Genomic DNA, 14,104 nt, shown 5'->3' with positions numbered 1-14,104 from the left:
GTGGCTCGGCGGCGAAAAGGACATGTCCGCGCGGCAAATCTTTGCTAGCAGAGGGGCGACGCCCGCTGCCAGAAGGACCCCGAGATGCGCAATCTGACCGTCGCCGCCACCCAGTTCGCCTGCAGCTGGGATCTGCCCGCCAACCTCGACGCTGCCGAGACGCTGGTCCGCCAGGCCGCAGGGCAGGGAGCCGGGCTGATCCTGATCCAGGAGCTTTTCGCAGCGCCCTATTTCTGCATCGAGGAGCGGGGGGAGTATTTCGCCCTGGCCCAGCCCTTTGCCGGCCATCCGCTGATCGCCCGTTTCGCCGATCTCGCCCGCGAATTGGGCGTGGTGCTGCCCTGCCCCTATTTCGAGAAGGCGGGTCAGGCCTTCTTCAACTCCTGCGCGATGATCGACGCCGATGGCCAGATCCTCGGCAACTACCGCAAGACCCATATCCCGCAGGGCCCGGGCTATGAGGAGAAATACTATTTCTCCCCCGGCGACACCGGCTACCGGGTCTGGGAGACGGCGGTGGGCCGGGTCGGCCTTGCGATCTGCTGGGACCAGTGGTTCCCCGAATGCGCCCGCGCCATGGCCCTGATGGGGGCCGAGATCCTGCTTTATCCGACCGCGATCGGGTCGGAACCGATGAGCCCGGGCTATGACAGCCAACCGCATTGGGAGGCCTGCATGAAGGGCCATGCCGGGTCCAACATCATGCCGGTGGTGGCCTCGAACCGGATTGGGCAGGAAGTGGCACCGGGCGGGCGCGATCTGACCTTCTACGGCTCCAGCTTCATCGCCGATCAGGCCGGGCAACTGGTGGCCAAGGCCAGCCGCGACCGGACCGAGGTGATCACCGCCAGCTTCGATCTGGACGCGATTGCCGATATGCGGGCGAGCTGGGGCCTCTTCCGCGACCGCCGTCCGCAGACCTATGGCGCGCTGGCCACGCTGGACGGGTCCAGCCCGCAGCGCTGACCTTGCAGCGCTGACCTTTCGATGGGCAGCGGCAGTCCTGTGCCGCTGCAGCCGCCTCAGGCGCCGCGCTTGGCCAGGACCGCCTCGATCTGGCCGCGGACCTTCTGGATGGTGGGACCGTTGGGGCGCATCTCCTGCGCCACCTTGATCAGCCGCAGCGCCGATTCCGGCTGCTGTTTCATCAGACTGCTCGCCGCCATCCGCAGGTCATCGACGCTCAGCGGCGTCGCGGTGCCGTTGATTCCGCCAAGCGCACGAATGACCGCACGCAGCGCCAACTCCGCCTCGTCCGGGGTCAGATCCTCGGAACCCGCCGCAGGGTAATCGTCGAAATCATCGGGGAACAGGTCCGCGAATTCGGTGACGCCAAGCCGCGCGTTCAGGCGCCGGTTGCCGATGCGGTAGGGGGTGAGGAACGCCTCCGCCTCGGCCGCCGAGGGCAGCATCCGCTGCGGGCTGGACGGCAGGGCCTGCAACAGGGCTGCGGTGATCTTGTCGCTGCCGAGCGTCTCGTTCGCGATATGACCGACCTTGGTCATCACCCGCCCGAGCGAGACATTGACATCCGGCACCCGCACCAGCCCGGTGGCATCGACATCCATCAGGGCCAGAAGATCCGTCACGATGTCGCCGCCGCGCAGCAGATTGCGGTCGAACAGCCGGACCGTCAGGTTCTCGGTGCCGAAGGCCTTTTCCCACATCGCGATCCGGCGGTCATAGTCGAGGTAGAGCCAGTGCTCCGGCGCGGGCTTGGGCAAGGCGCCAAGCCCATGGCCCCAGAGCGCGCTTTCCGGCCGCCGGTTGGGCTTGGCACCCTCCTGGTGGTGCGAGATCGCATGGCGGTCCTGACGGCGCAGATAGACGATGATGCGGACCTCGTCGAACAGTGGCTGGATGATCCGGGCGAGTTCGTCGACCGCGGCCTGTTCAAAGAAGAACGAGAAATTCTCCGACGAGGCAAAGACATGCTCCGCGCCGCTTTGGGTCAGCGCCCGGGCAAGCGCCTCGCCGTCATGGACCTTGAAGCCGGCGGGAAGAAACGACTTCGGTTCGCGGTAGGACAGGAACTGGTGCAGGTTCGGCAGGCTGGAGCCGCGGGCGTAGCCAATGCCCCGCTGCAGGAAAAGCGCCTGATTGTGTTGGAATGTGGCCTGAACGGTTGTGGTGCCGGTCTTGTGAGAGCCGATATGCAGGGTAAGGCGGCTCATTGGGGATAACGCAAGGTCGGGCTGGTCATATGGTACAAATCAGGCCTTTTTGTTACAAGGGAATGGCCAGATCATACCTCTGATCCGGCCATTTTCGCAATCTTCAATTGTGTGCGGCTCCGGCGCTCAGCGTTTGGATGCCTCGACGTAGTCGCGCTTGTCCGGCCCGATATAAAGCTGGCGCGGACGGCCGATCTTGCCATTCTCGGCGATCATCTCTTTCCACTGGCTGATCCAGCCCACGGTGCGCGAGATCGCGAAGATCGGGGTGAACATCGAGACCGGGAAGCCCATCGCATCGAGGATGATGCCCGAGTAGAAATCGACGTTCGGGTAGAGCTTCTTGGAGATGAAGTAATCGTCCGACAGGGCGATCCGCTCCAGCTCCTTGGCGACCTGCAGGGTGGGGTTGTTGTGGATGCCGAGAAGTTCCAGCACCTCGTCCGCCGATTCCTTCATCACCGTCGCGCGCGGGTCGAAGTTCTTGTAGACGCGGTGGCCGAAGCCCATCAGCTTGACGCCCGAGGACTTGTCCTTGAACTTCTTGATGAATTCCGGAATGCGGTCGACGGTGCCGATTTCGCGCAGCTGTTCCAGCGCGGCCTGGTTGGCGCCGCCATGCGCCGGGCCCCAGAGGCAGGCGATGCCCGCCGCAATGCAGGCGAAGGGGTTGGCGCCCGAGGAACCCGCCAGACGCACGGTCGAGGTCGAGGCGTTCTGCTCGTGATCGGCGTGCAGCATCATGATCCGGTCCATGGCTTTTTCCAGGATCGGGTTGACGACATATTCCTCGGCCGGGACCGAGAAGCACATGTTCAGGAAGTTGCCGGCATAAGAGAGCGAGTTCTTCGGGTAGACGAAGGGCTGACCCACCGAGTATTTGTAGGCCATGGCGGCGATCGTCGGCAGCTTGGCGATCATCCGGATCGAGGCGACCTCGCGCTGCCACGGATCGGTGATGTCCAGCGAGTCATGGTAGAAGGCGCTCATCGCGCCGACCACGCCGACCATCGTGGCCATCGGGTGTGCGTCGCGGCGGAAACCGCGGAAGAAGTTGTGCATCTGTTCATGCACCATGGTGTGGCGCGTCACGCGGCCCTTGAAGTCTTCCAGCTGGGCCGTGGTCGGCAGCTCACCGTACAGCAGAAGGAAGCACACCTCGAGATGCGAGCTTTCGGCGGCCAGCTGTTCGATCGGGTAGCCGCGGTACAGAAGCTCGCCCTTGTCGCCGTCGATGTAGGTGATCGTGCTTTTGCACGAAGCGGTCGAGGTGAAGCCGGGGTCAAAGGTAAAGACATCCGCCTCATCGTAAAGCTTGCGGATATCCAGCACATCCGGGCCCAGAACGGGCGACATGATGGGAAGGTCGTAGGACTGGCCATTCAGGCTCAGCTTGGCGGATTTATCAGGCGCACTCATCTCACGTCCCCCGTTGGGAGCCCCGGCCCGTGGCAGCGGACGGGGGCGGATTCGTCCTTGAACGGATGCGCCTTGGCACATCCTAGGCCGAAGAGGCGTCAGCCAACCGCCTCATTCAGCCGCGCAATCGTCTCGTCGCGCCCGATGACCAACATCATGTCATAGACGCTCGGCGTCGCCGTCCGACCGGCAAGCGCTGCCCTTAGGGGCGAGGCCAGCTTGCCGAATCCGATCCCGGCTTCTTGTGCCGCAGCGGTGAGGATATGCTCGAGTTCCGCTTTTTCCCAGTTACTATTTTGCAGCTGCAGCGTCAACTTCTTTAGTATACCACGGGATACCGTATCCAGAAAACCAGCCGCGGCGGCATCGGGAACCACGGGGCGCGACAGCAAGGCAAACTCTGCCTTATCAATCAGTTCCGGGAAGGTCTTCGCGCGGTCCTTCAGGCAGTACATGCCCTTCAGCATCAGGTCATGCTGCTGCGGCGTCAGGGCGGGCTTGCCCGCGACCTCGAGGTAAGCCTCGATTTCACGCAGCAGTGCAGCATCGTCGGCCCGCGCGATGTGCTGGCCGCAGATATGTTCCAGCTTCTTGAAATCGAGCCGGGCCGGGGCGCGGCCGATGCCTTCCAGGGTGAACATCTGCATGGCTTCGGCGCTGGTGAAGATCTCGGCATCGCCATGCGCCCAGCCCAGACGGGTCAGGTAATTGCGCATGCCGGCGGCCGGGTAGCCCATGGCCTGATATTCCTCGACCCCCAACGCGCCGTGGCGTTTCGACAGCTTCTTGCCATCCGGACCATGGATCAGCGGGATATGGGCCCAGACCGGCACCGCCCAATCCATCGCGTGATAGACCATGGTCTGGCGCGCCGCATTGGCCAGGTGATCGTCGCCCCGGATGACATGGGTGACGCCCATGTCATGGTCATCGACCACCACGGCCAGCATATAGGTCGGCACCCCGTCCGAACGCAGGACGATCATGTCGTCGAGCTGGTCATTGCGGAAGGTGACGCTCCCCTGCACCTTGTCGTCGATCACCGTCTCGCCCTCGCGCGGGGCGCGCATCCTTACAACGTAAGGCAGGTCGGGATAGGTCGCAGGATCGGCGTCGCGCCACGGGCTGCGGAAGATCGGATAGCGCCCGGCGGCCTCTTCGGCGGCGCGGAAGGCCTCGATTTCCTCCTTGGTGGAAAAGCACTTGTAGGCGGTGCCGCGCGCCAGCATCTCATGCGCGACTTCGGCATGACGGTCCTTGCGTTCGAACTGGCTGACGACCTCACCATCCCAGTCGAGGCCAAGCCAGGTCAGCCCGCGCAGGATGGCCTCCGTCGCCGCCGGGGTGGAGCGTTCGCGGTCGGTATCCTCGATCCGCAAGAGGAACTTGCCGCCGTGACCGCGGGCGAAAAGCCAGTTGAACAGCGCCGTGCGACCGCCGCCGATATGCAGGTAACCGGTGGGCGAGGGGGCAAAACGGGTGACGATCTGGGTCACGGCAGGGGACTCCGACTTGTGCGCGTTAACTTTCTGGAAACCAGATTGAGCCTAGGCTGGGCGGAGGCTCGTGGCAGCTTTAGGCAAATGCGGAGGGCAAGACAAGGTGGCGGGACGGTTGGCCTCTGCGCTGATGGCGGGCCTGCGCGGGTTGTCGGGGTCGCCTGTCGATCTGTTTCTGTTCGTCCCGGTGTTTCTGGCGCTGGGGATCGGGCTGTGGTTCTCCCTGGCCTGGGAGCCGGGGCTTCTGTTCTATGCCACGGTTTCGGCGGCGGTTCTGGCCCTGATGGGGCTGGCCCGTTTCGGTCCCTGGCTGGCACGGCCCTTTGTGCTGGCGCTGGCCTGCATGGGGATCGGCGCGCTGGCTTGTGGCGCCCGGGTCTGGCTGGTCGCGGCGCCGATGCTGGAGGTGCCCTACTACGGCCCGGTACAGGGGCGGATCGTGGACATCGACCGATCGCAATCGGATGCGATCCGCCTGACTCTGGACCGGGTTATCCTGTCCGAGGTCGCGCCTGCGGTCACGCCCCTGACGGTGCGCATCTCCTTGCACGGGCCGCCGCCACAGCACCCCTACGAGCCCGGCACCACGGTGCAGATGACCGCCCGCCTTGCCGCCCCCGAAAGCGCGTCCGAGCCGGGGGGCTTCGACTTTCGCCGGATGGCCTGGTTTCAGCAGCTGGGCGCGGTGGGGTACACCGCCAATCCGGTGATGACCTGGACCCCGCCGGGCCGCTGGGATGCCGCGGTCAACCGGCTACGCAACCGGCTGTCGGCCGGGATCATGGCGGCGGTGCCGGGCGATTCCGGCGCCTTTGCCTCGGGCGCGCTGACTGGCGACCGGTCCGAGATTTCGGCGGCGGTGGTCAGCGACCTGCGCATCTCCTCGCTGGCGCATCTGCTGGCGATTTCGGGGATGAACATGGCCTTTCTGACCGGCTTTGTCTTCGCGCTGGTCCGCTATGGTCTGGCGCTGATCCCGCCGCTGTCCTTGCGGGTCAATTCCAAGAAGGTCGCGGCCTGCCTCGCCTTCGGGGTGGCGCTGTTTTATCTGGTGCTGTCGGGGGCCAATGTGGCGACGACGCGGGCCTTCCTCATGGTCTCGATCATGCTCGGCGCGGTGCTCTTTGACCGGCAGGCGCTGACCCTGCGCGCGGTGGCGCTGGCGGCGGTGATCCTGCTGATCTGCGCGCCCGAAAGCCTGATGTCGCCGGGGTTCCAGCTGTCCTTTGCCGCCACGATCGGGCTGATCGCGGGCTTTGGTCCGGCGGAGCGTTTGCTGATCGCCAAGGGCCTGCCGCGCTGGATGCTGCCGGTGGCGATGCTTGCGGTGACCTCGCTGCTGGCGGGGCTGGCCACGGCGCCCTATTCGGCGGCGACCTTCAACCGGCTGACGGCTTACGGGCTGATCGCCAACCTGCTGACCGTGCCGGTGATGAGCCTGCTGATGGGCGCCGGGGCGGTGGCGGCTTTGGCTGCGCCCTTTGGCCTTGCCGGGCCGGCACTCCTGGTGATGGGCTGGTCGGCGGAGTGGATCCTGTTCATCGCGCATTGGATCGCCGGTCTGAATGGCGCGATCACCCCGGTGCCGCAACCGGGGCCCTGGGTGGTGCCCCTGATCACGCTCGGCGCGCTTTGGGCGCTGATCTGGCAGGGCAGGGCGCGGCTGGCCGGGCTGATGCCCGTCGCGCTCGGCTTTGCGCTCTGGGTCGCGGGGGAGCGGCCCCCTTTGCTGATCTCGTCGGATGGCGTGCTGGCGGGGGTGATGGGGCCGGAGGGGCGGGCCTTGTCCGCGCCACGCGGGGCGGGTTTTGCCGCCGCATCCTGGCTTGCCGATGATGGCGATCTGGCCGATCCGAAGCAGGCGGCTCTGCGCCCGGGGTTCGCGGGCGAGAAGACGGCGCGCCGCTTCGCCCTCGACGGCTTTCGTGGCGTGATCCTGTCGGGCAAGGCTGTGGAATCGGCGCTCGGCGCGGCGGTGGCGGAGGCTTGCGCTACCGCCGATCTGGTTGTGCTGCCGGCGCGCTTTGGCCCCGCGCCGGGGCATCCTCCCGGCTGTGTGGTGATCGACGCCGCGGTTCTGGCGCAAAGCGGCGCCTTGGCCGGGCATCTGTCAGAGGGGGATTTGATCCTGAGCCCGGTCAAGACCGGCGTGCGGCTTTGGACCGGCACCCAGGCCGCGGCGCGCCCGCTGGTGCTGCGGCCCAACCCGGCGCGGTTGGCGCAGGGCGGCTAGGCCTCAGTAGCTGCGGATCAGGCCGACCAGCTTGCCCTGCACCTTGACCATATGGTCGGGGAAGACGCGGGTTTCATAGGCCGGGTTGGCGGCCTCCAGCGCGATCATGGCGCCGCGGCGGCGGAAGCGCTTCAGCGTCGCTTCGGCATCCTCGACCAGAGCCACGACGATATCGCCGTTCTCGGCGTCCTGCTGTTCGCGGATGATGACGATATCGCCATCGTTGATCCCGGCCTCGATCATCGAATCGCCTTTGACTTCAAGCGCGTAATGCGCGCCGCGCCCGGACATCAGGGCGTTGGGCACGGTCACATGGTGGCTGACATGGGCGATGGCTTCGATCGGCACACCGGCGGCGATGCGGCCCATCATCGGAATTTCCAGCGCCTGGGCTTCGGCCACGGGAGCAATGTCCAAGGCTGCAGCCGGACGGGGCGGCGGGGCGGCGGGTTTGGAGCCTTGCACGACGCGCGGGGTGAAGCCCGCCTTCTCCATCGCCTCGGGCAGTTTGACGATTTCCAGGGCGCGGGCGCGGTGGGCGAGGCGGCGGATGAAGCCACGCTCCTCCAAAGCGGTGATCAGGCGGTGGATGCCGGATTTCGACTTCAGGTCCAGCGCATCCTTCATTTCGTCGAAGGAGGGCGGCACGCCGTCGGTTTCCACCCGGATACGGATGAAATCCAGAAGTTCCAATTGCTTGCGCGTCAGCATTGCCGTGACCCTACCCTTGCCCGGTGGCGGAGTGGCCTGGCCTTCCGCCGCTTCAATCAGCCTGGGCCCGACCTTGCAAGCCCAAGTGTTAATTGAATGTTCTGCCCGTGTTCCCGGTTTGTGTCAAGCATTTTAGCCATTTACAACGGCAGGTAGAGTGCCTCTGTGCCCTTTTCGCGCGCCTCGTCGCCCAAGGGGCGGATCAACAGGGCATTGGCCTCGGTCAGGATGCGGATCAGGGCGCTGTCCTGGCGGTCGAAGGGGGTGATGACGCCCTCGGCGAGGCGTGCCCGCATGTAATGGGTGCGCGGGCCGGTCGCCTCGACATCGGCGCCAAGCACGGCCTTTCGTGCCACCGGGGCAAGGTCGGGGCGGCCTTGCAGGGCGCACACCATGGGCAGCAGGAACAGATGCGCGCAGACGATTGAGGAGACCGGATTGCCCGGCAGGCCCAGCATCGGCACGCCCAGAAGCCGCCCGGCCATCAGGGGCTTGCCCGGCCGCATCGCGATTTTCCAGAAGGCGCGCTCCAGCCCGAGGCTTGCCGCCACCGGTCCCACCAGATCATGGTCGCCGACCGAGGCGCCGCCGATGGTGACGATGAGGTCGGCATCCTTGGCCAGCGCGAAGACGGCGCGCAGTTCGGCCTCGGTGTCGCGGGCGATCGGCAGCATCCGGGCGATGCCGCCTTCCGCCTCGATCAAGGCCGCCAGCGCGAAGGCGTTGGAGCAGATGATCTGGTCGGGGCCGGGGGTTTCGCCGGGCATCACCAGCTCGTCGCCGGTGGCGATTATGGCGACCACGGGGCGGCGGTGGACGCTGACCTCGGGGATGTTCATCGCGGCCAAGAGGGCGAGGTCATGCGGCGAAATGCGGCGCGGCGCCAGTTCCTCGCCCGATTTGAAATCCTGGCCCTGGGGGCGGATGTGGCGGGCGATGTCGGCCTTGGGACGCAGGATGATCGTGGCACCTGTGGCCTCGACATCCTCCTGGATCACGACGCGGGTCGCACCCTGCGGCACGGGCGCGCCGGTGAAGATGCGGATGGCTTCGCCCGCGTTGACCGTGCCGGCATAGCCCAGACCGGCTTGCGCTGTGCCCACCACGGTGAAACGGTCGCCCGGCGCCGGATCGCCCTGCACGGCATAGCCGTCCATCGCCGAGGCGGCAAAGGGCGGCTGATCGCGCCGGGCCGTGGCGGGGGCGGACATCATCCGGCCGACCGACTGGCGCAGGGCCACGGTTTCGGCGGGCAGGGGCGACACGAGGCCCAGACACAAGGCCAGCGCCTCTTCGACCGAGAGCATGGGCTGCTTGGGGGTCACTTGTCCGCCTCGTAAAGCCCCGACTTGCCGCCGTCTTTCAGGAGAAGCCTTATCCCCTCGATCCGCATGGATTTCTCCACCGCTTTGAGCATGTCATAGACGGTGAGACACGCGACCGAGACGGCGGTCAGCGCCTCCATCTCCACACCGGTGACGCCGGCGGTCTTGACGGTGGCGGTGACGCGGACGCCGGGCAAAGCGGCATCGGGCACCAGATCGACCGCGACCTTGGTGATCGGCAGGGGATGGCAGAGCGGGATCAGGTCCGAGGTCTTCTTGGCCGCCATGATGCCGGCGAGACGGGCCACCCCCAGCACGTCGCCCTTCTTGGCGCGGCCTTCGGTGATGTAGGCCAGCGTCTCGGGCGTCATCAGCACCAGGCCCTCGGCGGTGGCGATCCGCGCTGTCACTTCCTTGGCGCCGACATCGACCATATGGGCATGGCCCTGGTCGTCGAAATGGCTCAACCCACCGCTCATGCGCCGCCCTGCGATTGCAGCGGGCGGGCCAGAAGCGCCTTGGTCGCCGCCGTCACATCGGCCTGCCGCATCAGGCTTTCGCCGATCAGGAAGCAGCGCGCCCCGAAGCGGGCGAGTTCGGCCAGATCCTCGGGCGTGTAAAGCCCGCTTTCGGACACGATGATCCGCCCCTCGGGCACATAGCGGGCAAGCTGGCGGGTGGTGTCCAGCGTCACCTCGAACGAGTGCAGGTTGCGGTTGTTGATCCCGATCAGCGGCGATTTGAGGAGCGCGGCGCGGTCCAGCTCGGCCCGGTCATGCACCTCGATCAGCACATCCATGCCATGAGCGACGGCGGCCGCTTCAAGCTCGGCCGCCTGGGCATCGGAGACCGAGGCCATGATGATCAGGATGCAATCGGCATGAAGCGCGCGGGCCTCGGTCACCTGATAGGTGTCATAGAGGAAATCCTTGCGCAGGCAGGGCAGTTTCACCGCCTGATGCGCCGCCACAAGGAAACTGTCGGCGCCCTGGAACGAGGGCCCGTCGGTCAGCACCGACAGACAGGTGGCGCCACCCGCCTCATAGGCCTTTGCCAGTGCGGGCGGGTCGAAATCGGCGCGGATCAGGCCCTTGGAGGGCGAGGCCTTCTTGATCTCGGCGATCAGGCCATAGCCCGAGGCGGCAGCCTCCGACAGGGCACGGGCAAAGCCGCGCGGCGCGGGGGCGGAGAGGGCGGCCTCTTCAACCAGCCGCAGGGGACGCGCGGCCTTGCGGGCGGCGACCTCTTCCAGCTTGTAGGCCTTGATGGAGTCGAGAATTGTTGCGGTCATGCCTTGGACTTAGCGCGGCAGGGGTGAAAAGGGAAGGTGCGGCGCAAGTTTGCCCGGGGGGAAATCATTCGCGACGCGACCCCCGAGATTCGCGTTCCGCGGGTGCCGGCGGGTGGGGGCCCCAAATTTTCTGCGAAAATTTTCGCCAATTCCGCAGGAAATATTTCGGGGCAGGCGTCGGCGAATTGAACCGGTTTACACCATCGCGAAATGTTCCGGGGTCAGTTTGACACAAAAAGCCCCCCGATCTGACCCCTTGTCCGCGAATCCCGCAATCTGTTCACATTTCGCCCCCGCCCTTGCAGCCCCCGGTGCGCGCCACTAAGACTCTGGCAATGCTCAGGCGATAATCCTTCAAGTCACAACAGGCAGGTTTGACATGCGCGATCCGATCGACACTTACATGAATACGCTGGTCCCCATGGTCGTCGAACAGACGAGCCGGGGTGAGCGGGCCTATGACATCTACTCGCGCCTTCTGAAGGAGCGGATCATCTTCCTCGCGGGCCCGGTACATGACGGCATGTCCAGCCTGATCTGCGCCCAGCTGCTGTTCCTCGAGGCCGAGAATCCCTCCAAGGAAATCTCGATGTATATCAACAGCCCGGGCGGCGTTGTGACCTCGGGCCTGTCGATCTACGACACGATGCAATATATCCGGCCCAAGGTTTCGACCATGGTCATGGGGCAGGCGGCCTCGATGGGCTCGCTTCTCTTGCAGGCGGGCGAAAAGGGCATGCGCTACTCGCTCCCGAACAGCCGCGTCATGGTTCACCAGCCCTCGGGCGGCTATCAGGGCCAGGCGACCGACATCATGATCCACGCGCGCGAGACCGAAAAGCTCAAGCGCCGGCTGAATGAAATCTACGTCAAGCATACCGGCAATTCCTACGAGGTGGTTGAAGCAGCCCTTGAGCGTGACAATTTCATGTCGGCCGAGGATGCCAAGGCCTGGGGCCTGATCGACGAGATCATGGAAGGCCGCGGCAAGATGGACGACACGTCGAAATGACCGGAGCCGTGGCCCGCGCCTTCCGCGGCCAACTCTTCGGCATGTGATCATTTCCGGGCGGGCGCAAACCCCGCCCGGGGCAATTTCGGATTGTGGAGGCGCGGGCCTTGGCCTAGACTTCCCTCAAGTCGCTCCCTCTTGGGGCGCCGGGCAGAGGACGATAATGGCGAACAATTCGGGCAGCGACAGCAAGAACACCCTCTATTGCTCGTTCTGTGGCAAGAGCCAGCATGAGGTCCGCAAGCTGATCGCGGGGCCGACGGTCTTCATCTGTGATGAATGCGTCGAGCTGTGCATGGACATCATCCGGGAAGAGACCAAGACCACGGGTCTCAAGGCCACCGATGGCGTGCCGACGCCGCGCGACATCTGCAAGGTGCTGGATGATTATGTCATCGGCCAGATCCATGCCAAGCGCGTGCTCTCGGTCGCGGTGCACAACCACTACAAACGGCTGAACCATTCGACCAAGACGGACATCGAACTGTCGAAGTCGAACATCCTGCTGATCGGCCCGACCGGCTGCGGCAAGACGCTTCTGGCCCAGACTCTGGCGCGCATCCTCGATGTGCCCTTCACCATGGCCGATGCGACGACGCTGACCGAAGCCGGTTACGTCGGCGAGGATGTGGAAAACATCATCCTGAAGCTGTTGCAGGCTTCGGAATACAACGTCGAACGCGCGCAGCGCGGCATCGTCTATATCGACGAGGTCGACAAGATCACCCGCAAGTCGGACAACCCCTCGATCACCCGCGACGTTTCGGGCGAGGGCGTGCAACAGGCTTTGCTGAAGATCATGGAAGGCACCGTGGCTTCCGTCCCGCCGCAAGGCGGCCGCAAGCATCCGCAGCAGGAATTCCTGCAGGTGGACACGACCAACATCCTCTTCATCTGCGGCGGCGCTTTTGCGGGCCTCGAGAAGATCATCGCGCAGCGCAACAAGGGTTCGGCCATGGGCTTCGGCGCCGAGGTCAAGGATCCCGACTCGCGCGGCGCTGGCGAGCTTTTCATGGAGCTGGAGCCGGAGGACCTTTTGAAATTCGGTCTGATCCCGGAATTCGTCGGCCGTCTGCCGGTGATCGCCACCCTGACCGATCTGGACGAGGCCGCTCTGGTCACCATCCTGACCGACCCGAAGAACGCGCTGGTCAAGCAATACCAGCGCCTGTTCGAGATCGAGGGCGTCAAGCTGACCTTCACCACCGATGCGCTCTCCGCCATCGCCAAGCGCGCGATCAAGCGCAAGACCGGTGCGCGCGGGTTGCGTTCGATCATGGAGGATATCCTCCTCGACACGATGTTCGAAATGCCGGGCATGACCGATGTCTCGGAAGTCGTGGTCAATGAAGAGGCTGTCGGCCAGAAGGGCAAACCTCTGCTGGTCCATGCCGAGGTCAAGGAAAAGAAGCCCGCCGCTTCGGCAGGCTGATCTTCACAGGCTGAATTAGAAAACGCCCGCATCCCATTGGAATGGGGGCGTTTTTCGTTACAGGCGCCCGAGCCTGTCGGTCAGCAGGGCAAAGAAGCCATCGGCATCGACATCGCCGATGAACAGCGCATTGGCCTTGCGATCCGTGACGCCCCACCAGTCGGCGACCGTCATGCCAAGGGTCAGTTCCGACTGGATCTCGATCTCCACATTGATGTGGCGGCCTTGGAAGAGGCCGGGCTGCAGGAGATAGGCGATCACGCAGGGGTCATGTAGCGGCGCGCCCTCGCTGCCGTATTTCGCCATGTCGAAACGCTCGAAGAAATCCGCCCATTCGGCGGCGACGCGGCCAACATTGGTGCCAAGGGCGCGGAAGGCCTCGACCCGGGCGCGGTTGGTGACGACCTTGTGGGTCACGTCCAGCGGCATCACAACCAAAGGCACGCCGGATTTGAACACGATATCCGCGGCTTCCGGGTCGACGTAGATGTTGAACTCTGCCGTGGGGGTGATGTTGCCGACTTCGAAATAGGCGCCACCCATGAGGACGATTTCCTGCACCCGGCCCACGATATCGGGCGCTTTCAGGAAGGCCTGCGCGATATTGGTCAAGGGCCCCAGCGGGCAAAGGGTGACCGAGCCGGAGGCCTCGCGCCGCAGCGTCTCGATGATGAAATCGACGGCGTGCTCGCTTTCGAGCGGCATTGTCGGCTCTGGCATCGCCGGCCCGTCCAGCCCGGTCTTGCCGTGGACATGTTCGGCGGTGACCAGCTTGCGCTTCAGGGGCGCCTCGCAGCCGGCATAGACCCGCATCTCGCGCCGGTCGGCCAGTTCGCAGATGATGCGGGCGTTGCGGGTGGTCCAGGGCAGCGGCACATTGCCGGCCACGGCGCAGATGCCAAGGATATCAAGCTCTTCGGGGCTGGCCTGCGCCAGAAGGATCGCAAAGGCATCGTCCTGACCGGGGTCGGTGTCGATGATGATCTTGCGGGGATGTCGCGTCATGGG

General features: G+C 65.1%; 12 protein-coding genes. 4 read left to right on the top strand and 8 right to left on the bottom strand.

Annotated features, from left to right (window positions below; all coding sequences use genetic code 11):
• The first annotated feature begins 84 nt into the window (after positions 1-84).
• The gene (gene aguB, locus AC1DVR_RS04460; RefSeq protein WP_477999332.1) at positions 85-966 is read left to right on the top strand and encodes an N-carbamoylputrescine amidase; all 882 of its coding nucleotides are present in this window, start codon (positions 85-87) and stop codon (positions 964-966) included.
• Positions 967-1,022: 56 nt separating this feature from the next.
• Here the strand turns inward: aguB and AC1DVR_RS04455 are convergent, their stop codons facing one another.
• From AC1DVR_RS04455 to gltX, 3 genes are all read right to left on the bottom strand, one after another.
• On the bottom strand, positions 1,023-2,174 hold the full coding sequence (locus AC1DVR_RS04455; protein WP_477999331.1) for a hypothetical protein: 1,152 nt from the start codon (positions 2,172-2,174) through the stop codon (positions 1,023-1,025).
• Between the two features lie 126 nt (positions 2,175-2,300).
• Positions 2,301-3,593, bottom strand: a complete 1,293-nt coding sequence (locus tag AC1DVR_RS04450; protein WP_477999330.1) for a citrate synthase — start codon at positions 3,591-3,593, stop codon at positions 2,301-2,303.
• Between the two features lie 98 nt (positions 3,594-3,691).
• Complete coding sequence (gltX, locus tag AC1DVR_RS04445; RefSeq protein WP_477999329.1) at positions 3,692-5,089, bottom strand: glutamate--tRNA ligase; 1,398 nt, start codon at positions 5,087-5,089, stop codon at positions 3,692-3,694.
• A 106-nt stretch (positions 5,090-5,195) separates the two neighbouring features.
• Between gltX and AC1DVR_RS04440 the strand changes: the two genes are divergently transcribed.
• Entirely contained in the window at positions 5,196-7,325 is a 2,130-nt protein-coding gene (locus AC1DVR_RS04440; protein ID WP_477999328.1) for a ComEC/Rec2 family competence protein, read from the top strand.
• A gap of 3 nt (positions 7,326-7,328) precedes the next feature.
• On the opposite strand, the gene lexA is transcribed toward AC1DVR_RS04440, so the two are convergent.
• From lexA to trpC, 4 genes are all read right to left on the bottom strand, one after another.
• Complete coding sequence (gene lexA / locus AC1DVR_RS04435; protein ID WP_477999327.1) at positions 7,329-8,036, bottom strand: transcriptional repressor LexA; 708 nt, start codon at positions 8,034-8,036, stop codon at positions 7,329-7,331.
• 140 nt (positions 8,037-8,176) lie between these two features.
• The gene (locus AC1DVR_RS04430; protein WP_477999618.1) at positions 8,177-9,343 is read right to left on the bottom strand and encodes a molybdopterin molybdotransferase MoeA; all 1,167 of its coding nucleotides are present in this window, start codon (positions 9,341-9,343) and stop codon (positions 8,177-8,179) included.
• A gap of 14 nt (positions 9,344-9,357) precedes the next feature.
• Positions 9,358-9,840, bottom strand: a complete 483-nt coding sequence (gene moaC / locus AC1DVR_RS04425; protein ID WP_477999326.1) for a cyclic pyranopterin monophosphate synthase MoaC — start codon at positions 9,838-9,840, stop codon at positions 9,358-9,360.
• A complete protein-coding gene (gene trpC, locus AC1DVR_RS04420) occupies positions 9,837-10,652 on the bottom strand; it encodes an indole-3-glycerol phosphate synthase TrpC (protein WP_477999325.1) in 816 nt (271 codons plus the stop codon). The genes moaC and trpC overlap by 4 nt, the downstream gene beginning before the upstream one ends.
• A gap of 379 nt (positions 10,653-11,031) precedes the next feature.
• Between trpC and AC1DVR_RS04415 the strand changes: the two genes are divergently transcribed.
• Complete coding sequence (locus tag AC1DVR_RS04415) at positions 11,032-11,664, top strand: ATP-dependent Clp protease proteolytic subunit (protein ID WP_477999324.1); 633 nt, start codon at positions 11,032-11,034, stop codon at positions 11,662-11,664.
• Positions 11,665-11,827: 163 nt separating this feature from the next.
• Positions 11,828-13,096, top strand: coding sequence for an ATP-dependent Clp protease ATP-binding subunit ClpX (gene clpX / locus AC1DVR_RS04410; RefSeq protein WP_477999323.1), 1,269 nt, complete (start codon positions 11,828-11,830; stop codon positions 13,094-13,096).
• Positions 13,097-13,153: 57 nt separating this feature from the next.
• On the opposite strand, the gene AC1DVR_RS04405 is transcribed toward clpX, so the two are convergent.
• Positions 13,154-14,101 (bottom strand): nucleoside hydrolase, encoded by a 948-nt coding sequence (locus AC1DVR_RS04405; RefSeq protein WP_477999322.1) that lies wholly within the window; start codon positions 14,099-14,101, stop codon positions 13,154-13,156.
• Positions 14,102-14,104 lie beyond the last annotated feature (3 nt).

The sequence above is a fragment of the Rhodobacter sp. P2_H5 genome (genome assembly GCF_056403335.1).
Note: the sequence above shows the minus strand (reverse complement) of the source record. Positions and strands in the feature narration are given on the sequence as shown.

Bases quoted from the DNA above. Each gene is read 5' to 3' on its own strand.
- aguB (WP_477999332.1), top strand. From the start codon at position 85: ATGCGCAATCTGACCGTCGCCGCCACCCAGTTCGCCTGCAGCTGGGAT.
- AC1DVR_RS04455 (WP_477999331.1), bottom strand. From the start codon at position 2,174: ATGAGCCGCCTTACCCTGCATATCGGCTCTCACAAGACCGGCACCACA.
- AC1DVR_RS04450 (WP_477999330.1), bottom strand. From the start codon at position 3,593: ATGAGTGCGCCTGATAAATCCGCCAAGCTGAGCCTGAATGGCCAGTCC.
- lexA (WP_477999327.1), bottom strand. From the start codon at position 8,036: ATGCTGACGCGCAAGCAATTGGAACTTCTGGATTTCATCCGTATCCGG.
- AC1DVR_RS04430 (WP_477999618.1), bottom strand. From the start codon at position 9,343: ATGCTCTCGGTCGAAGAGGCGCTGGCCTTGTGTCTGGGCCTCGTGTCG.
- moaC (WP_477999326.1), bottom strand. From the start codon at position 9,840: ATGAGCGGTGGGTTGAGCCATTTCGACGACCAGGGCCATGCCCATATG.
- trpC (WP_477999325.1), bottom strand. From the start codon at position 10,652: ATGACCGCAACAATTCTCGACTCCATCAAGGCCTACAAGCTGGAAGAG.
- AC1DVR_RS04415 (WP_477999324.1), top strand. From the start codon at position 11,032: ATGCGCGATCCGATCGACACTTACATGAATACGCTGGTCCCCATGGTC.
- clpX (WP_477999323.1), top strand. From the start codon at position 11,828: ATGGCGAACAATTCGGGCAGCGACAGCAAGAACACCCTCTATTGCTCG.
- AC1DVR_RS04405 (WP_477999322.1), bottom strand. From the start codon at position 14,101: ATGACGCGACATCCCCGCAAGATCATCATCGACACCGACCCCGGTCAG.